The organism is Amycolatopsis sp. TRM77291, from assembly GCF_054166285.1.
In genome coordinates this window covers 17348-34457 of the sequence record NZ_JBSZHF010000001.1, presented here as the reverse complement: position 1 = coordinate 34457, position 17110 = coordinate 17348, and the positions used below count along the sequence as shown (strand labels likewise).

Below are 17110 nucleotides of genomic sequence, written 5' to 3'. Positions count from 1 at the left end.
CGCGACGGCACCCCGATCGCCGGTGAACAGGCGGGCTCCGGGCCCGCCGTCGTCCTGCTCGGCGGCGGCCGCCTTCCCTCATGGCACACGTTTTAGAGCGACCGCTCTCTTATTGTTCTGGAGCAAGCGCTCTGTTACCGTCGCCCCATGCCCCGCCCCCGCGTGCACGACCTCGACCGGCTGCTCGACGAGGCCGAGCGCCTGGTGGTCGAGGCCGGTGCCCAGGGCGTCACCGTCCGGTCGCTCGCGACCGCCGCCGGGGTGTCCAACGGCTCGATCTATCACGCCTTCGGCTCGCTCGGCGCCTTGCTGGCCCGCGTCTGGCTGCGCGCGGCGGGCGAGTTCCTCGACCTCCAGACCGAGCTGGCCGATCAAGCGGAAGACCCCGCCGCGGCGGTCGTCGCCGCCGCGAGCGCGCCGGCCCTGTTCGCCGACCGAAGGCCCGAGGCCGCCCGCCTGCTCATCACGGTCAAGAAGGAGCACCTGCTCGGCCCGCAGGTCCCCGACGATCTCGCCGGCGACCTCCTGGTGCTCGACAAACGCCTGATCGCGCTCCTGGTCCGGCTCGCCGGACGGCTCTGGGACCGGCAGGACGCGCAGGCCGTCGAGGTGCTCACCACCTGCGTCGTCGATCTGCCGACGGCCCTGTTCCGCCGCGCGTTCACCGCGGGCGAGCCGATCTCCGAAGACTCCCGCACCCGGCTCGCCGCCGCGGTGCGCGCAATACTCCTGCTCCCGCCCCCACGAAAGGACTGACATGCCCACACTGCGCCACGACGCCCCGGTGTTCCTGCTGGACCTCGGAGACGACGAGAACCGCTTTTCGCCTTCCTGGCTGGAAACCGTCCATTCCCAGCTGGACACCGTCGTCGCTTATCCGGATCCGGCCGTGCTGGTCACCGTCGGCTCCGGGAAGTTCTACTCGAACGGCCTCGACCTCGATTGGCTCACCAGCAACCCCGCCCAGGCCGCGCAGTACGTCGCCGACGTCCACGAACTGCTGGCCCGCGTGCTCACCCTCGGCGTGCACACGGTCGCCGCGATCAACGGGCACGCGTTCGGCGCCGGGGCCATGCTCGCGATGGCGCACGACTTCCGGGTGATGCGCGCCGACCGTGGGTACTTCTGCTTCCCCGAAGCGGATATCAACATCCCGTTCACGCCGGGGATGGCGGCGCTGATCCAGGGCAAGCTCACCCCCGCCGCCGCGATCGCGTCGATGACCACGGGCCGCCGGTTCGGCGGGACGGACGCGCGGGACCTGGGGCTCGTCGACGCCGTCGCCGAGAAGCCCGCGTTGCTGGAGTACGCGGCCGACCTCGTCCGCCCGCTGGCGGGCAAGGATCGCGGCACGCTGTCCGCGATCAAGACGACGATGTTCACCCCGGCCGTCACCGCGCTTCGCGCCAAGTAGCCGTCGTGCCCACCGACGACGCGGAGTTCGATCGCCTGGTCGAGCCGCTGCGCCGCGAACTGCACGCCCACTGCTATCGGCTGCTCGGCTCGGTCCACGACGCCGACGACGCGCTGCAGGACGCGCTCCTGCGGGCCTGGCGGGGGATGGACCGGTTCGAGGGCCGCGGCTCGATGCGCTCCTGGCTCTACACCATCGTCACCCGCACCTGCCTGGACGTCGTGGCCGCTCGCGGCAAGCGGGCGTTGCCGATGGACCTGGGCCCGTCGAGCGAGCGAGTCGTGCTCGAAGACGCCCCGGTGACCGAGGTGGCGTGGCTCAGCCCGTACCCGGACGCACCGGACGCCCGGTACGAGCGGCGCGAAGTCATCGAGCTGGCCTTCGTCGCCGCATTGCAGCACCTGCCGGGCAACCAGCGGGCCGCGCTGGTGCTCTTCGACGTCCTCGGCTTCTCCGCCGCCGAAATAGCGTCCACAATGGACACTTCGGTCTCGGCGGTGAACAGCGCGCTGCAACGCGCGCGGGCGATCGTGGCCGAGAAGATCCCGCCGCCCGAGAAGCTCCAGGACACCAAGACACGCGAGATCGCCGCGGGCTTCGCCTCCGCGCTGGAGCGTGGCGACACCGACGCGCTCGTGGCGTTGCTGACCAAGGACGTCACCTGGTCCATGCCACCGCTCATGCGCTGGTACAGCGGCATCGACGCGGTGACCGGCTTCGCCGTCGCGGTCCCGCTGGGCCGGTGCCCGAGCTGGCGCACCGAGGTCCTCACCGCCAACGGGCAGCCCGCCGTCGCCTGCTACCTGGGCGAATCGGCCGACGCCGTCCATCGCGCCTGGTCCATCAGCGTGCTTTCCCTGCGCGAAGACCGGATCCGCGAGATCACCTCGTTCCTCGACGCGGACCTGTTCGCGCGGTTCGGCCTTCCCCCGGCGAAGGCCTGAGCATGCGCAAGAGGGTGTTGATCGCGCTGGCGGTGACCGTCACCATCGTCGGCGTGGTCTTCGGTGGCGCGTTCGCCTTCCAGCGCAAGCTGATCTACCTCCCCGAGGCGGGTCCGCTCACCGGTGCCGCCGCCGTACTGCCCGGCGGCCGGGACGTCACGCTCACCACCTCGGACGGGCTGAACCTGTCGAGCTGGTACTTCCCGGTCGCCGGCGCGAAAGCGGCCGTGCTGGTCGCGCCGGGCAACGCCGGGAACCGGTCGTACCGCGTGCCGATGGCCCGCGCGCTGACCGCGCGCGGGCTCTCGGTGCTGCTTCTGGACTATCGCGGGTATGGCGGCAACCCCGGTGAGCCGTCCGAGGACGGGCTCGCGCTGGACGCCCGCGCCGCACAGGACTTCCTGGTCCGCGAGGCCGGGACACCGCTGATCTACTTCGGCGAGAGCCTCGGCTCCGCGGTCGTCACCGAACTGGCCGCCGAGCGGCCGCCGGCAGCGCTCGTGTTGCGTTCGCCGTTCGTCGACCTCGCGTCGGTCGGGCAGCGGCACTATCCGTTCCTGCCGGTCCGCTGGCTGCTGCGGGACGAGTTCCCGACGAGGGACAACGTCGCCCGGGTGAAGGCACCGGTGACCGTGGTGTACGGCGCCGCGGACTCGATCGTCCCGGCCGAGCAGAGCCGCGCCGTGGCGCGGGCCGCCGGTGCCGAGGCGATCGAGGTCCCCGGCGCCGATCACAACGATCCGGCGTTGTCCGACGGACCGGAACTGATCGGCGCCATCACGGGCGCGGTTCGCTGACGGGCTCAGGCCCGGTTCGCGCTCCGGCCCAGTGACAGCGCGTGGCCGGGGTTGAGCTTCCGGCGGAGGCGATCGGCCTTGGGCCAGCGGACGTCCGTCGCCCAGCCCGCCTTCTCGAACAGCCAGATCAGCCGCGCCGACATGTCGAGCTGGCCACGGCGGACACCGTGCCGGGCGCCGGTGGGATCGGCGTGGTGGGAGTTGTGCCAGGACTCACCCATCGAGGCGATGGCGAGCGGCCAGAAGTTCGCGGATTTGTCGCGGGCGGCGAACGGGCGGTCGCCGATCATGTGACAGAGCGAGTTCACCGACCAGGTGACGTGGTGCAACAGCGCCACACGGACCAGGCTGGCCCAGAAGAACGCGGTGACCGCGCCCCACCACGACATCGTGATCACACCGCCGAGGACGGCGGGCGCGAGCAGCGTGACGACGGTGAGCAGCGGAAACAGGCGATCGATCCGGGCGATGTCACGGTCGTCGAGCAGATCGGGGGCGAACCGCTGCGCGTTGGTCTTCTCGCGGTCGAACAGCCAGCCCATATGGGCGTGCCAGAAGCCGCGAGCCAGCGCCGCCGGGGTGGTGCCGAACCGCCACGGGGAGTGCGGGTCGCCCTCGCGGTCGGCGAAGGCGTGATGGCGCCGATGGTCGGCGACCCAGCCGATGACCGGGCCCTGCATGGCCATGCTGCCGGCGACCGCGAGGGCGATCCGCAGGCCGCGGTTGGCCTTGAAGGCACCGTGGGTGAAGTAGCGGTGGAAACCGATGGTCACGCCGAGGCCGGTGAGGAAGTAGAACCCGGCGGCCAGGCCGAGGTCCACCCAGCCGAGGCCCCAGCCCCACGCGAAGGGGACGGAGGCGGCGAGCGCCAGCAGCGGCACCACCGCGAACAGCTTGACGAGAAAGTTTTCGGTGTTGGTCTGCTCCCCGGACAACAGGGGCTGTGGCGCCTGCCGCTCTGCGCTGTCCGGGTTGTTTAGAACTGAAGTCATATCGTCACTTCTTTGTCGATGGCCAAGCTGTGCCTCTTGCCAGCCTGGTATCGGCTGTGTCAGCCGATGTCACGGCGCGACGCACGAAAGGCGACGCCCGCGACGAATTCTGCGCGAGCGTGCTTGGACAACACGACACCCAAAACGTTGGTCTATCCGGTCAACGAACGGCGCCGGCCGAAGGTTCCGGTGTGGGGTAAGAAGGTTCGCGAAAAAGATCCATGTATCGCTCCCCTTGGGGAGTCGCGGGGTCGTGGCGCTCGACCTGGGTGTCGAGCGGGTGGCTGAACAGCGCACTGTCGGTGCTGTGAGTTTTGACTGTGAAACCTTTCGGAAGGACCGCTGGGTTCGCGGTCTTCGGCGAGGCCGGGGGCGAATTCCACCCGCCTCGTGCCGGAACGGCGTCGCGCCGCGAAGGCGCCGCCATCCCCACGATACACGCCCCGGGGCCGAAACCCCAGGGCGTCCGCATCGATCAGCCGGGTGCCGTCACGTTGAGCGCCGCCACGACCGTCCGCTCTTCGTGGGCGAAATGGGCTTCGAGCGTCCCCGCGAGCGCGTCGAACTCGTCGCGCAAGCGAACGGGGTCGCTCTCGCCGTGGACGTACCCCTCGACGAGCTCCCGGATCCGCTTCTGCAGGCCCGCGACGACGACATGGTCCTCCCCGAGTCGGGTCAGCACCGGCCCGAGCGCCGGGAACCGTTGCGCCAGCATGGGGAACGCGCCCATGTCCTCACCGGTGTGATGCTTGGTCAACGCCTCGCAGAACGAAATACAGTGTGCCCGCAGGGATTTCTCCATCAGGAGCGTGTCCGCACGTCCGGCCACGATGTCGTCCACCCCGGCGCGCAGCGTCTTGAGCTCCTCCCGCAGCCAGTCGTGGACCTCCACCAGGAAGTCCCCCAGCCCCCGCACCCGGTCGTCGATCCGGTGCAGGATCACGACCGGCAGCACGCGTGTCGTTTTCGCCTGGTACTCGGCGAAACCCGGCTCCGCGGCGACGATCTTCGCGAACAACGCGTCACGCTCCGCCGCGGGCGGAACGGCCGCGATGGCCTCGTAGGTCTCGCTCCCGGTCTCGATCGTGACCCGGTGGTCACGCCGGATGTTGTGATACCAGCCCGGATGCGCCGGCGCCCCCATGTTCGAAGCGACGACGACGGTCTTGCCGTCGATTTCCAGATAGCCCAACGGATTCGTCCGCCGCTCACCACTCTTGGCGCCGGTGGTGGTGAGCAGGATCAGCCGCCACCCTTCGAACATGCCGCCGAGCTTTCCCTTGCTCCGCCTGAATTCCTCGATCACCTGGTCGTTGAAGCCGGTCAATGCGGTCCTTTCCCGTCGATGTGTCGACAGGAGGGCGCGGAACCGCCACCGGAAGAGCGCACACGAGCCTGGACGCACCCGGTTTCGGGCGCATCACATGAAGGCGTCGTCCCACGACGAGGGGATGACTGAATACGAGAGACGGTGTGTGCCGATCTCTGGTGGCCGAGTAGCCGCTACCTCCATGCGTAGGCCCATACGGGGCTCGAGGACGACGTTAGCACGGGCCTGGACCTGTGCGCACCACCTTCCTCGTGGTGCCGCTTTCGCTTTGCCGAAAGGCACGCTAAGACTTTTCGTGCACTTAAAGGCGCTTCGCTGCTTTAAGGCTCCTTCGCGCACGTAAAGGCACTTCGCTGCGTTTATATTCCTTCACTGTTGCCATTTTCCGGCAATTTTCTTCGTTGGGCCGTTTGGGCTAGCGCAGGTGTTCGATTCAGAGTAGTGTCGGTGTCGTGGCCAGCAACGATGCACCCCCGGGGACGTCCACCGAGTGGTGGCGCGTCGACACCGCGACGCTGCATGCCCGCAAACAAGAACTCGAAATCCTGAAGCGATGGGCAGATGCGGAACAGAACGCGATCCTGGCGGAAATCAATTCCCGAGGCGTCCGTGGTTGTAGTGGTCATTCGACGTTGGCGGCACTGATTTTCGAGGACTTCCTCGTGACCGACAAGGAAGCCAGCGCCCGCGCCGACCGGGTCCTGGCCCTGCATCCCGGCCCGTCCATCGGCGGTGAGCCTGAACCACCCCTGGCACCGTTGACCGCCCAGGCCGCCGCTGAGGGCGCGATCGGCGGTGGCCAGATCGACGCGATCATCCGCACCCTCGCCCGCATCCCCTCCAGCGTGCCCGAGGACGACGTGCGGGCCGGGGAGAAGATCCTGGTCGAGCTGGCGCGCCGGGCGGGGCCGCGGCAGATCGCCCGCGCCGGACGCCGCCTGCTCGACGAACTCGACCCCGACGGCAAAGAACCCCGCAACGAAGACCCCAAAGACACCCGGCCGGAGCTGCGGTTCGTCAAACACCGCGACGGCACCCTCGGCCTCAAGGCTCGGCTCGATCTCGAAACCTACGCCCGGTTGAAATCCGATCTGGACCCCCTGGCCAAACCCCACAAAGCCATCGACGGAATCCGGGACTCCCGCACCCAGGACGAACGCTACGGCGACGCCTTCACCGACTANCCCGCCACCCATCAAAGCCACCGCACGAAAGGCCCCTTCCCCCACATCCGACGCGAGGAAAGTCCCTTCACCTCACCTACCCGACCCAACCCACGGCGCCAGGCGTAATCCCTAATCCAGTGCCAACTCCCCGACCACCTGGTCCCCGCTCGTCTCCCCGGTCAAGCGGAACCCGAGCCTCAGGTAGAAGCGCTCGGGCCCGTCGTCGCCTGGGTGCCAGCACGCGGTGAGCCGGTCGCCGCCCTGGCGGCGGATCTCGGCGGCGACGGCCTCGACCGCGAACCGGCCGTAGCCTCGGCCCTGTTCGCCTGCCGCGATGTTGAGCCGCCACAGGCCCGAGCGGATGTCCGTACCCGTGCCGTCGCCGGCGAAGTCGATGTCCAGGAAGGCCATGAGGAAACCGACCAGCCGGTCACCGTCGAAGATGAGGCGGGGCCAGGCGACGCCGGGGTGCACGTAGGCCTCGGCGAGGGACTTCACGACCGGCGCGACCAAATGGGCTTGCGCCGGGTGGACCCTCAGCTCGATCGCGGCCTCGAAGTTGGCGGCGGTGACTTCGGCCAGCCGGAGTGTCTTCGTCATGCTGGAACCGTAATTCGCAGGATCAAGCGATTTACGCTTCGTCCAGCACCGCCCGGATCACGTGCCTCGCGTTCCCCGCCATCGCTTCGTTGGTCCCGCGGTAGTACGGCAGCGCGATCAGTGCCTGCGAAAGCGGCCGCGCGCGGCCGCGGCTCCAGGTCGCCTCGTCCACGCCGAGCGCCTCGTGGAAGACTTCCCTCGCGTCGGCGGGCAGGAGGTTCCACGCCGGGAACAGGTCGCAGGCCGGGTCGCCCGCGCCCAGGCAACCGAAGTCGATCACCGCGGAAAGCCGGTCGCCGTCCACCAGCAGGTTGCCCGGCATCAGATCGGCGTGCAGCCACACCGGTGCTTCCTCCCACGCCGGAACCCGTAATGCCTCCTCCCAAACGGCGAGGACGGCGTCGCAGTCGACGTTCTCCTCGGGGATCGCGCGCAGGCTTTCGATCGCCGACCGCGTCTCCGCGTCCAGCGTCGTGAGCGGTCCGCCGCGGTGCGCTTTCGGCGCTTGCGCCATGGGGATTCGCCGCATCGCAAGCACGAACTCGGCCAGGTCTTCGGCCAGCGGTACGGGCAGGCGGAGCGCGTCCGGCCGCGGGTTCTCGCCCGGCAGCCAGCGATACACCGACCATGGCCACGGGTAGCCGTCGGCCGGTGCCCCCGCGCCGAGCACCTCGGGGATCTGCGTCGGCAGCCGTGGCGCGATACGCGGCAGCCACTTCTGCTCCAGCGCCACGTCTTTCGCGCCGCCTTCGGTCAGGGGCAGCCGGACGACCATGTCATCGCCCAACCTGAACATGGCGTTGACCGTGCCGCCCGACTGCCACCGTTCGACCGTCCGCCCCGCCCACCGGGGGAACCGCGCCGCGATCAGCTTCCGCACCAGGTTCTCGTCGACCACGACGGACATCCGACCATCGCGCGGGCATCATCGAGCCATGCCGATCCTCACCGGCCCCGAGCCGCTCACCCCGGAGCTCACCATCCGCCCAGCCCGGCCGGGCGAGGAAAACGCCGTACTCGAACTCCTCGCCGAAGCCGCCGCCTGGCTCGCCGGGCGCGGGATCCACCAATGGCCGCAACGCTTTCCCCGGGAGCCGGTGCGCGATCAGATCCAGGCGGGCGAGGCGTTGCTGGTCGTCGGGCACGGCGGGCCGATCGCGACCTGTGTGGTGACCGAGGCGGAACCCGAGCTCTGGGGCGAAAAGACAGAACCGGCCTACTATGTGGGCCGCCTCGCGGTGGCACGGGAGGCGGCCGGAGCCGGGCTCGGGAACAGGATCATCGACTGGGTCGGCGAGAAGGCCGCGGTTCACCACAAGGCCTTCGTCCGGGTGGCGACCACGAGGGACAACGCCGCCTTGCGCGGGTTCTACGAGCGCATGGGTTTCGAGCACGTGGCCGACCCGCCCGAGGCGAAATGGCCCACCAGCCTCTACGAAAGGCGGGCAGGGTCACGGCAAGCCGAGGATCTCCGGCCGTGAGGCGTATTGCCGCCAGTGCTGCCCGGGATCCGGGACGAGGCGGCGGCTTTCGAGATCCAGCAGCCCGGAAAGGCTCTCGACCTCGGCCACGACGGCGCCGTCCGGTGCCACGAATTCCTGGACGACCCGTGACACCTTGCCCGGCTCCCAGGCGAACCTGGTCAGGACGTCGATCCGCGCGCGGGCACGTAGTTCCCGGCGGAACCGGATCGTCGTTTCGAGGTTGACCGGGCCGAGGTTTCCGGCCTTGAGCGCCAACGGGTCCACGCCGGCCGCCCACACGCACTCCCAGCGCGCGTGATCGGCGTACGCGAGGTAGGCGGGGCCGCGGACGTGACCGTTGATGTCGAGATCGTCCGTGCGGATGTCGATGGTGACGCGGAAAGGTTCGGGCACCTCCCGATCTTCGCCCCGGCGGACCGCTCAGTCTGGAACGTTTCGGCCAGTCCACGACCGCACGAGCGCGCCGGGCGAAGTGCCCGACAGCCGGCGGCATTCGCGCCCGAGATGGGACTGATCCGCGTAGCCCACATCGGCGGCGACGGCGGCCAGCGACGCCTGCCCCCGGGCCACGGCCCCGACGCGCTCGAGGAACCGGCGGAACCGCAGCACCCGCTGCAACTCCTTGGGACCGACGCCGACGTCATGCCGCATATGCCGCCGAAGGCCGCGCTCACTCACACCCAGCTTCGCGGCCACCCGGTCGGTCCGTGCCCCGGGCGCACGCAGCGCCCGAGCGGCCGCGAGGGACAGCCCGTCCACCTCGACGTCCCGGAGCCTCTCGGCGATCAGTGTTTCCAGCACCGAGCGCGCCTCGCCGGGCGTCCCACACCCGGCCAGCTCGGACTCCGCGCGGCGCGCCCCAGCGGCCCACAGGTCGCGCAATGGCGTCACACCCGCGCCCAGCTCCGTCATCGGCAGGCCCAGCACCGCACCGCCGACGCCGCACTTCAGGCGCAGCCCGGTGGTCCACTCCGCCGGCGGCAGCTCGTGCCGCAGCACCCCGCGCACCGTGGTGACCGCGGCGAGCACCGTGCCGTCCCAGACGAGGTCCACACAGCCGTCCGGGAACACCCTCAGCGGCCGACGGCAGCCCACCAGACCCGTCCAGGCGCTCTCGACCACGCCGGCCACGGCCGCGCCCGGCGTGCTTTCGCGGTACACCGAACGGCCCGAACGGCGACGCAGCGGAACACCCACGACCGGCAGTATGCCCCCGCCCACCGACAAGATGCGCTCCACCTGATCTTGCTGAAGACTTGCCGCCGTGCTGCGACCGGTGCTCGACCCGTCCCCCGCCGAGTGGATCTTTCCCAGGCTCGGCGGGACGTTCGGCGCGGCCGGTCGCACGGTTCCGCGTGGTTACGCCGCATACGCGCGTCTCTGCCACCCCGCCGAGCGCGACCGCGGCGGCTGGGCGAGCTGGAGCGAAGCCGCGGCCGAGACGGGACGGCGCGCCCATGGCGCCATGCAGTGGCACGCGCTGGTCGGCTCCCCGGATCCGGTGAATCTCACCGGCTCGCTCTGGCGGGGCTCGCCGCCGGGACGCGGCACGCTGCCGTCGCACAGCCTCACCGCGCTGCTGGCCGTCCTAAGCGAGCACACGTCCGCTTCGGAAGCCTGGTTCGGCCTCTGGGACGGCTACGGCTGGGCCGACGAGGCGACGTTGTCCCGCGAGCACCTCGACGCGCCACGCCTGCGCCACCCCGGCCGGGACTACCTGCTCTTCCAAGGCCCGCTGACGTCTGCCACGGAACTAGGCTGGCGGCCCCGGCCGAACTGGTTCGAGGCGCAGTCGCCCAACCTGTTCTGGCCGGACGACCGCGCGTGGTGCGTCGCCACCGAAGTCGACTTCGATTCGACCCTGGTCGCGGGCGAGCAGGCCCTCGTCGACGCCTTGGTCAAGGCGCCGGGGTTGGAGGTCTGGCCGATCGAGTCCGATACCTCGCTGGCTGCCGACGGGGACCGGATCAACCAGCTCCCGTGACGGTCAGCGCTCTTCGATCGCGTCCACCTTCGCCGGGTAGAACGCCACGTGGTCCTTGATCTCGGCGACCGCGTCGTGCGGCGCCTCGTAGGTCCAGACGGCGTTCTCGGCGACGCCGTCAACGGTGCGGATGCTGTAGTACGACGCGTCGCCCTTGAACGGGCAGTACGTCGAGTGGTCCGTCCGCTCCAGCAGGCCGAAGTCGACGTCGGCGCGTGGGATGTACTGCGCGGGCGGGTAGTTCGCCTCCCGCAGCGTGAGCGCGTTCGCGCTGTCCGCGACGACCTTCCCACCCACCGTGACGACCACCCGCGCCTTGTTCGGCTCCACCGTGATCGGGTGGCCGGCGCTGGGCTTCAGTACCTTCTTGTCAGACATGGATCAGCTCCCTCGAGGGTTTCCGATACCGGGCACAGCGACGCCGGCCGCGCGGATATTCCCTCAGGCGGGTAGCCGCGCGCGGCAGAGGAACGCCACTCCGGAACGACCGATCCTGGTCAGCACCAGAGTCGCTTCCTCGCCACCGCGAGGCTTCAGTTTGCGCCGCAACGCGTCCGGGTCGATGTCGAGACCGCGGACGAGGATTTCCAATCGGCCGATGTCGTGCTTCTTCAGCAGGAGACGAAGGTTCTTCTCGCTGTACGGTCCGTGCTCGAACACCCGGAACGCCCGGATCCCGGGCGGCGGGGTGTCCCCGGTCAGGTACGCGATGCGCTCGTCGAGCTGCCACAACCCGTGCCGCGCCGCGTAGTGCCGCACGAGCCCGGCCCGGACGACGGCGCCGTCGGGGTCGACGATCCATTCGCCCGGCTCACGCGCGGGGATCTCGTCGGGATCGGCGTCGGTGACCGTCCATTGTGTACCGTCCGAACGCAACACCGTCGCCCGGCGCGACACCGTCGAGCCCACTCCGCGCCACAGGCACGCCTCGCGGACCTGACCGTCCAAAGAGACCAGTTCGACCTCGTCCGCCCAGGGCGCGATGGAGAAATCGAGGCCCGGCGCGCATTTGACCGAAAGCTCGCGTCCGGGATAGGCGTCGATCAGCCCGTCCAGCGGCGGCAGGAAATCGGCGGGTTTCCACGCCCGGCGCCCGGCGGAGTCACGACGTGCGGGGTCGGCCACGACGACCGCGGCCCGGCTGACCGGCCGCAAAGCGTCGGCCTTGAGCAACACCGGCGAAACCCCGGCCTCGGCGGCGTTGTGCCGCGCCATCGCCAGCCGGACGTCGTCCAGATCAGACCCGAGCGCCTTCGAGGCGACGCGGGCGATCTCGATCAGGTCGGCGCCGACGGAACACGTCACGTCGTGGACGTCACGACCGGCCAGCCGCGAAGCCCGGTGCCGGGCGACCAGTGTGGCGCTGGCCTGCTGGAGGGCGTCGCCGGTGAACAGCCACGAGCCCGCGGCGCCCAGTTTGTACGCCGATTTCCGCCGCAGCACCACGGTTTCCAGCACCGCGGCCGCGTGGTCCGGGGCGATCCGGCGCACGGCGGCGACGTCGGCGATGCGGGTCTTGTCGGTCAGTGGCAGGGAAGAGCATTCGGCGAGCGCCGCGCTTCCCGCGCCGGAGCGCAGGAAGGCGACGTCGTCGAGCGTGAACTGGTACGGCACCTACGGACGCTTGGTACCGGTGATCATCACGTTGTAGAACAGCTCGCGCGGCAGCACCTTGGCGAGCAGCTTCTTGTCCAAAGCGGACAGTCGCAGCCAGAGGCGGTACGCGAACAGACGCCAGCGCAGGGTCAGTTTCTCCTGCGGCACGGCGGCTTCGAAGGTCCGGATCGGCCAGCCCGCGAGCGCGGCGGCGAACTCCTCGGTGACCGCGCGGACGTCCTGCGCGCCCGCGCCGCGGGCCATCGACTCGAGTTCGGACGGGTCGAAGGTGTGGATGTCGACCACGGCCTCCAGCGCGGCCGCGCGGGAGGACTCGTCGAGTTCCTCCTGCGGGCGGCGCCAGCCGTTCAGCACCGGGAGCTTGGTCAGATTGGTGGTGAGGTACCACGTGATCTGGCCGAGTTTGCGCGCGTAGAAGTCGCCGACCTTCGTAGGCTCGCCCGCGAAGACGAACCGGCCGCCCGGCTTCAGCACCCGCAGCACCTCGGCGAACGCCGCGCGCACGTCCGGGATGTGGTGCAGCACGGCGTGCCCGACGACGAGGTCGAAACTGTTGTCCTCGTACGGGATCCGCTCCGCGTCGGCGACCCGGCCGTCGACGTCGAGGCCGAGGTTCTCGGCGTTGCGCAGCGCCACCTGGACCATGCCCGGCGAGAGGTCGGTGACCGAACCCTTCTTGATCACCCCGCCCTGCATCAGGTTCAGCAGGAAGAAACCGGTGCCGCTGCCCAGTTCCATCGCGGTCGGGTACGGCTGGCCGTCTTCACCGGCGACGGCGTTGAACACGTCCGTCGCGTAGGAGATGCAGCGTTCGTCGTAGGAGATGGACCACTTCTGGTCGTAGGTCCCGGCTTCCCAGTCGTGGTAGAGCACGTTGGCGAGCTTGGGGTCGTCGAAGGCGGCCTTGACCTCGTCGGCGGTGGCGTGCGGGTTCGGCGCCGGATCGTTCACCTGCGTCATCGGGCCTACTTCCCCTCGAAGGTGGCCTTGCCAGGGCCGTTTTCGATGAACGACTTCATGCCGTTGCGCTGGTCCTCGGTCGCCCAGAGCGCGGCGAAGAGGTGGGATTCGAGCTTGAGCCCGCTCGCGAGGTCGGTGTCGAGACCGCCGTCGATGGCGGCCTTCGCGGCGCGCAGCGCCACGGCCGGGCCGTTCGCGAACTGCGAGGCCCACTTGTGCGCGACGGCGTAGACGTCGTCCGGCGCCACGACCTCGTCGAGGATGCCGAGCGCCAGTGCCTCCTCGGCCTTCACGAAGCGGCCGGTGAACACGAGGTCCTTGGTCTTGCTCGGGCCGATGAGCCGCGCCAGGCGCTGCGTGCCGCCGGCGCCGGGGATGACGCCGAGCTGGATCTCCGGCTGGCCGACCTTGACGTTGTCGCCGGCGATCCGGCGGTCGGCGGTCAGCGCGAGTTCGAGCCCGCCGCCCAGCGCGTAACCGGTGATGGCCGCGACGACCGGCTTCGGGATATTCGCGATGGTGGCCAGCGACGCCGTCAGCGCCGCGCCGAACTTCGCGATCTCCGGATAGGTGCGCTCGGCCATCTCCTTGATGTCCGCGCCGCCCGCGAAGGTCTTCTCGCCGCCGTAGAGGATCACGGCGCGCACGTCGTCGCGCTCGGAGGCCTCACGGGCCGCTTCGGCCAGCTCGGCCTGCACCTGGTTGTTCAGCGCGTTGACCGGCGGGCGGTCCAGCCGGATCGTGCCGACCCCGCCTTCGACCTCGAGACTTACGAACTCTCCCACGCCGTCCTCCTTAACCGTCCAAGACAGAGTGCAGGCTACCGGTCAGTACGACCCGTCAGCGGCGACGGGCGAAGAAGCGATCACCGGATCGTTCGAGCAGGAGGTCCTGGTCGAACGTCTTGGACAGGTTGTCGCTGGTCACGACGTCGTCCACGAGACCGGAGGCGACCGCGCGGCCGTCGCGCAGCAACAGCGCGTGGGTGAACCCCGGCGGGATTTCTTCCACGTGATGGGTGACGAGCACCATGGCCGGGGCCTCCGGGTCGAGGGCCAGCTCGGAAAGGCGGGCGACGAGGTCCTCGCGGCCGCCGAGGTCGAGCCCGGCGGCGGGCTCGTCGAGCAGCAGCATCTCCGGGTCGGTCATCAGCGACCGCGCGATCAGCGTCCGCTTGCGCTCGCCCTCCGACAGCGTCCCGAAGGTGCGGTCGGCCAGGTGCGCGATGCCGAGGGCGCCGAGCAGCTCTATGGCGCGGTCGGTGTCGAGGCTGTCGTATTCCTCACGCCAGCGGCCGACGACGGCGTAACCGGCGCTCACCACGACGTCGACGACGCGCTCCTCGCCCGGCACACGCTGGGCGATCGCGGCCGAGGTGAACCCGATCCGCGGGCGCAGCTCGAAGATGTTGACCTTGCCGATCCGGTCGCCGAGCAGATCGACCGTCCCGGTGGTCGGGTGGAGTTCGGCCGCGGCCAGCCGGAGCAGGGTGGTCTTGCCCGCGCCGTTCGGGCCGAGCACCACCCAGCGCTCGTCCAGTTCCACGGTCCAATCGAGGTCGGCGAGGAGGTCGTTGCCTGTTCGGCGGACCCCGACACCGGTCATCCTCACCACGAGGTCGTCAAGTTCGCTGGGCTGGATCGGCTCGCTCACGCGCCCATTGTGTCCGCACTCGCGCGCGTGTGTGCACCGGGCCGCCGGTCGGGGGAAAGCGGCTGGTCCAGGAAGTGGGACAAGGCGGCCCCGGGCAGGACACTGTGGCACCATCGGCGACGTGATCAGGTCCGTGTCCGCCGCCTTCCCCGTCATCGGGGGCTCTTTCTGGCGCCGCCGGGCCATCGATCTGCTCCTCGTCGCCTCGTGCGGGTGTACCACCGCGCGACACGGCTGAGTTCCTCTTCCGACGGCACTCCCCGTGTCGCGCCGCGCCTTGCCTTCCGCGCCCGCGAACCTTCACGAGGAGCCTTTCCGTGACCACGTCCATCACGCCCCGCCAGGATTTCGAGATCCACCCGCAGCTGGCCGACCCGCTGCTCCCCGAACTGCTGCACCCCGACCGTCTGCTCTGGACGCCCCGCGAACTGGCCGAGCTGACCTCCACGGTCACCACGGAGCTGACCTCGGGCCTGCGCGGCCTGCTGCGCTTCGACCCGGACCACCGCTGGTGGGCGCGGCTCGCGCTGACCGACGGCGTCGAGCTGTGGCTGCTGTCGTGGCTGCCCGGCCAGCAGACCAAACCGCACGACCACGGCGGCGCGTCCGGCTCGTTCACCGTGCTGCAGGGTGAGATCGGCGAGGAGTACCGCTACCCCGGCGGCCCGGTGCGGCGCCGCACCCATGTCGCGGGCGAGGGCATCGGCTTCGGCGCGGGGCGCGCGCACCAGGTGACCGGCATCGGCACCGAGCCCGCCGCCAGCGTCCACGCCTACTCGCCACCGCTGGTCGCGACCCGCGAATACGCCACGCTCGCCGACGTTCCCGCCGAGATCCCCTCGCTGGCCCCGATACTGGGCCGATGAGCGAGCTTGCGAGCGAATCGATCAACACAGTGCGCCTGCTCATGCGACGCAAAGCGACCCACTACGAGGAGCAGGCATGAGCGCGATCGACACGCTGCTGGCCACCGCCCGGGCCGGACTGGACCGGGCGGAGCCCGAGCGGGCACTGCGGCTGCAACGGGACGGCGCCCTGATCGTGGACATCCGCCCGCACGTCAACCGGGCCGAAGAGGGCGAGATCCCCGGCTCGGTGGTCGTCGAGCGGATCCATCTCGAGTGGCGGCTCGCGCCGGACAGCGAATGGCGGCTGCCGGAGGTGAAACCGGACTCGACGGTGATCGTCGTGTGCAACGAGGGGTACTCGTCGAGCCTTGCCGCCGCCGATCTGCAGCGGCTCGGCCTGCCGGGTGCCACCGACCTCGAAGGCGGGTTCCGGGCCTGGCGTTCGGCGGGGCTCCCGGTCCGGGAAGGCGGCACCCCCGCCGTTCCCTGATCCGCTACCGCCGGACCGCGAGCCTGGCGACCGACTCCGGGGAGAGCGGGAGAGCGGCGTGGATCCCGGTGCCCCGCGTCGGCCTGGGGTTGACCAGCACGCCCGTCGCCGCGGCGCGGCCGGCGGCCGCGAGCACGACCTCGCGGCCGGTCCGGTGCCGGATCCGGCCCCAGCCCGCGCCGGTGACCGCGCGGTACTCGGCCAGCAACCGCTCGTCGGTGAAGACGCAGAGCCAGTCGCCGTGCGCGCCGAGCCTGGCCGGGACCGGGGCGCCCGCCTCGTCCGCCGGTCCGCATACCGTTCCGTCAAGGAACATCCGCATGACCGAAGGGACGGGCTCTCGCGGGCTTCGCTCCCGCTCGGGACGGACGTTCTCGGCGATCCACCGCGAAGCGAGCCTGAAGTCTTCGCCGGTGAGGTCCTCCTGGAAGCCGTCGAGGCTGTTCTTGACGCTGCCCAGGAAGTCGTAGAAGCGCCGGGTGCAGGTGCGCTCCGAGACCGGCACCCGGCCGCGGCCGACCATGGTCCTGATCCGGCCGACCATGCCCGCCCCGCCGTGCACCGGGTCCACGCCGAGGTTGTAGGCGGTCCAGACGATCTCGGGCATGAGCGGGTCGGCGAACCGGTCGAGAACGCGGTTCAGCCGCAGAAGGACGATTTCACGCGTCCGGCCGGGATCGGCGTCCTCGGCGATCCCCCAGATGCCCCGCAGTTCCGGCCCCAGCGCGTGGAGCAGCCCGTCCTGCCGGATCCCGGCGCGGGCGTGGACATGGTGCAGCCGGTCCTTGGCTCTGCGCGATGTTTTCGTTTCCTTAGCCGAAGCCACCATTC

Annotated in this window: 21 protein-coding genes; 9 read left to right on the top strand and 12 right to left on the bottom strand. The window is 70.2% G+C overall.

What is annotated here, in order from left to right; translation table 11 throughout:
- Positions 1–147: 147 nt before the first annotated feature.
- Genes ACXIZN_RS00190 through ACXIZN_RS00175 form a run of 4 tightly spaced genes read left to right on the top strand, consistent with a single transcriptional unit; the run spans position 148 to position 3155 of the window.
- Positions 148–756, top strand: a complete 609-nt coding sequence (locus ACXIZN_RS00190; protein ID WP_457951739.1) for a TetR/AcrR family transcriptional regulator — start codon at positions 148–150, stop codon at positions 754–756.
- Position 757: 1 nt separating this feature from the next.
- Positions 758–1414: an enoyl-CoA hydratase/isomerase family protein gene (locus tag ACXIZN_RS00185; RefSeq protein ID WP_034315833.1), complete on the top strand. Its 657-nt coding sequence runs from the start codon at positions 758–760 to the stop codon at positions 1412–1414.
- 5 nt (positions 1415–1419) lie between these two features.
- The gene (locus tag ACXIZN_RS00180; protein WP_457951738.1) at positions 1420–2358 is read left to right on the top strand and encodes a sigma-70 family RNA polymerase sigma factor; all 939 of its coding nucleotides are present in this window, start codon (positions 1420–1422) and stop codon (positions 2356–2358) included.
- A gap of 2 nt (positions 2359–2360) precedes the next feature.
- Positions 2361–3155: an alpha/beta hydrolase gene (locus tag ACXIZN_RS00175; protein WP_457951736.1), complete on the top strand. Its 795-nt coding sequence runs from the start codon at positions 2361–2363 to the stop codon at positions 3153–3155.
- 5 nt (positions 3156–3160) lie between these two features.
- On the opposite strand, the gene ACXIZN_RS00170 is transcribed toward ACXIZN_RS00175, so the two are convergent.
- Positions 3161–4147 (bottom strand): acyl-CoA desaturase, encoded by a 987-nt coding sequence (locus ACXIZN_RS00170; protein WP_457951735.1) that lies wholly within the window; start codon positions 4145–4147, stop codon positions 3161–3163.
- A 475-nt stretch (positions 4148–4622) separates the two neighbouring features.
- Complete coding sequence (locus ACXIZN_RS00165) at positions 4623–5474, bottom strand: nitroreductase/quinone reductase family protein (protein ID WP_457951733.1); 852 nt, start codon at positions 5472–5474, stop codon at positions 4623–4625.
- A gap of 455 nt (positions 5475–5929) precedes the next feature.
- On the opposite strand from ACXIZN_RS00165, the gene ACXIZN_RS00160 reads away from it, so the two are divergent.
- Positions 5930–6769 (top strand): DUF222 domain-containing protein, encoded by an 840-nt coding sequence (locus tag ACXIZN_RS00160; RefSeq protein WP_457951732.1) that lies wholly within the window; start codon positions 5930–5932, stop codon positions 6767–6769.
- 3 nt (positions 6770–6772) lie between these two features.
- On the opposite strand, the gene ACXIZN_RS00155 is transcribed toward ACXIZN_RS00160, so the two are convergent.
- Both ACXIZN_RS00155 and ACXIZN_RS00150 read right to left on the bottom strand, forming a co-directional pair.
- A complete protein-coding gene (locus ACXIZN_RS00155; protein WP_457951730.1) occupies positions 6773–7243 on the bottom strand; it encodes a GNAT family N-acetyltransferase in 471 nt (156 codons plus the stop codon).
- 31 nt (positions 7244–7274) lie between these two features.
- Positions 7275–8150: an aminoglycoside phosphotransferase family protein gene (locus ACXIZN_RS00150; protein ID WP_457951728.1), complete on the bottom strand. Its 876-nt coding sequence runs from the start codon at positions 8148–8150 to the stop codon at positions 7275–7277.
- A 28-nt stretch (positions 8151–8178) separates the two neighbouring features.
- Between ACXIZN_RS00150 and ACXIZN_RS00145 the strand changes: the two genes are divergently transcribed.
- The gene (locus ACXIZN_RS00145; protein ID WP_457951727.1) at positions 8179–8724 is read left to right on the top strand and encodes a GNAT family N-acetyltransferase; all 546 of its coding nucleotides are present in this window, start codon (positions 8179–8181) and stop codon (positions 8722–8724) included.
- On the opposite strand, the gene ACXIZN_RS00140 is transcribed toward ACXIZN_RS00145, so the two are convergent.
- Entirely contained in the window at positions 8695–9120 is a 426-nt protein-coding gene (locus tag ACXIZN_RS00140; protein ID WP_457951726.1) for an acyl-CoA thioesterase, read from the bottom strand. The two genes, ACXIZN_RS00145 and ACXIZN_RS00140, sit on opposite strands and share 30 nt — an antisense overlap.
- A gap of 27 nt (positions 9121–9147) precedes the next feature.
- A complete protein-coding gene (locus tag ACXIZN_RS00135; RefSeq protein ID WP_457951725.1) occupies positions 9148–9924 on the bottom strand; it encodes a helix-turn-helix domain-containing protein in 777 nt (258 codons plus the stop codon).
- A gap of 67 nt (positions 9925–9991) precedes the next feature.
- On the opposite strand from ACXIZN_RS00135, the gene ACXIZN_RS00130 reads away from it, so the two are divergent.
- The gene (locus tag ACXIZN_RS00130; RefSeq protein ID WP_457951723.1) at positions 9992–10711 is read left to right on the top strand and encodes a hypothetical protein; all 720 of its coding nucleotides are present in this window, start codon (positions 9992–9994) and stop codon (positions 10709–10711) included.
- A 3-nt stretch (positions 10712–10714) separates the two neighbouring features.
- On the opposite strand, the gene ACXIZN_RS00125 is transcribed toward ACXIZN_RS00130, so the two are convergent.
- The 5 genes from ACXIZN_RS00125 to ACXIZN_RS00105 all read right to left on the bottom strand — a co-directional run bounded on the left by ACXIZN_RS00125 (position 10715) and on the right by ACXIZN_RS00105 (position 14941).
- Entirely contained in the window at positions 10715–11089 is a 375-nt protein-coding gene (locus ACXIZN_RS00125) for a DUF427 domain-containing protein (RefSeq protein ID WP_457951721.1), read from the bottom strand.
- A 63-nt stretch (positions 11090–11152) separates the two neighbouring features.
- Entirely contained in the window at positions 11153–12325 is a 1173-nt protein-coding gene (locus ACXIZN_RS00120; protein WP_457951720.1) for a THUMP-like domain-containing protein, read from the bottom strand.
- A complete protein-coding gene (locus ACXIZN_RS00115) occupies positions 12326–13288 on the bottom strand; it encodes a class I SAM-dependent methyltransferase (protein WP_192743068.1) in 963 nt (320 codons plus the stop codon). It abuts the gene before it with no gap.
- A 5-nt stretch (positions 13289–13293) separates the two neighbouring features.
- A complete protein-coding gene (locus ACXIZN_RS00110) occupies positions 13294–14073 on the bottom strand; it encodes an enoyl-CoA hydratase/isomerase family protein (protein ID WP_457951719.1) in 780 nt (259 codons plus the stop codon).
- 55 nt (positions 14074–14128) lie between these two features.
- Positions 14129–14941, bottom strand: coding sequence for an ABC transporter ATP-binding protein (locus tag ACXIZN_RS00105; protein ID WP_034315517.1), 813 nt, complete (start codon positions 14939–14941; stop codon positions 14129–14131).
- 317 nt (positions 14942–15258) lie between these two features.
- On the opposite strand from ACXIZN_RS00105, the gene ACXIZN_RS00100 reads away from it, so the two are divergent.
- Positions 15259–15807, top strand: coding sequence for a cysteine dioxygenase (locus ACXIZN_RS00100; RefSeq protein WP_457951717.1), 549 nt, complete (start codon positions 15259–15261; stop codon positions 15805–15807).
- A gap of 76 nt (positions 15808–15883) precedes the next feature.
- A complete protein-coding gene (locus tag ACXIZN_RS00095; protein ID WP_457951715.1) occupies positions 15884–16279 on the top strand; it encodes a rhodanese-like domain-containing protein in 396 nt (131 codons plus the stop codon).
- A gap of 4 nt (positions 16280–16283) precedes the next feature.
- On the opposite strand, the gene ACXIZN_RS00090 is transcribed toward ACXIZN_RS00095, so the two are convergent.
- Positions 16284–17108 (bottom strand): hypothetical protein, encoded by an 825-nt coding sequence (locus tag ACXIZN_RS00090; protein ID WP_457951713.1) that lies wholly within the window; start codon positions 17106–17108, stop codon positions 16284–16286.
- Positions 17109–17110: the final 2 nt, after the last annotated feature.

Coding starts and splice junctions, on each gene's coding strand:
- ACXIZN_RS00170 (WP_457951735.1), bottom strand. CDS start 4,147: ATGACTTCAGTTCTAAACAACCCGGACAGCGCAGAGCGGCAGGCGCCA.
- ACXIZN_RS00090 (WP_457951713.1), bottom strand. CDS start 17,108: ATGGTGGCTTCGGCTAAGGAAACGAAAACATCGCGCAGAGCCAAGGAC.
- ACXIZN_RS00095 (WP_457951715.1), top strand. CDS start 15,884: ATGAGCGCGATCGACACGCTGCTGGCCACCGCCCGGGCCGGACTGGAC.
- ACXIZN_RS00190 (WP_457951739.1), top strand. CDS start 148: ATGCCCCGCCCCCGCGTGCACGACCTCGACCGGCTGCTCGACGAGGCC.
- ACXIZN_RS00150 (WP_457951728.1), bottom strand. CDS start 8,150: ATGTCCGTCGTGGTCGACGAGAACCTGGTGCGGAAGCTGATCGCGGCG.
- ACXIZN_RS00145 (WP_457951727.1), top strand. CDS start 8,179: ATGCCGATCCTCACCGGCCCCGAGCCGCTCACCCCGGAGCTCACCATC.
- ACXIZN_RS00155 (WP_457951730.1), bottom strand. CDS start 7,243: ATGACGAAGACACTCCGGCTGGCCGAAGTCACCGCCGCCAACTTCGAG.
- ACXIZN_RS00175 (WP_457951736.1), top strand. CDS start 2,361: ATGCGCAAGAGGGTGTTGATCGCGCTGGCGGTGACCGTCACCATCGTC.
- ACXIZN_RS00185 (WP_034315833.1), top strand. CDS start 758: ATGCCCACACTGCGCCACGACGCCCCGGTGTTCCTGCTGGACCTCGGA.
- ACXIZN_RS00125 (WP_457951721.1), bottom strand. CDS start 11,089: ATGTCTGACAAGAAGGTACTGAAGCCCAGCGCCGGCCACCCGATCACG.
- ACXIZN_RS00115 (WP_192743068.1), bottom strand. CDS start 13,288: ATGACGCAGGTGAACGATCCGGCGCCGAACCCGCACGCCACCGCCGAC.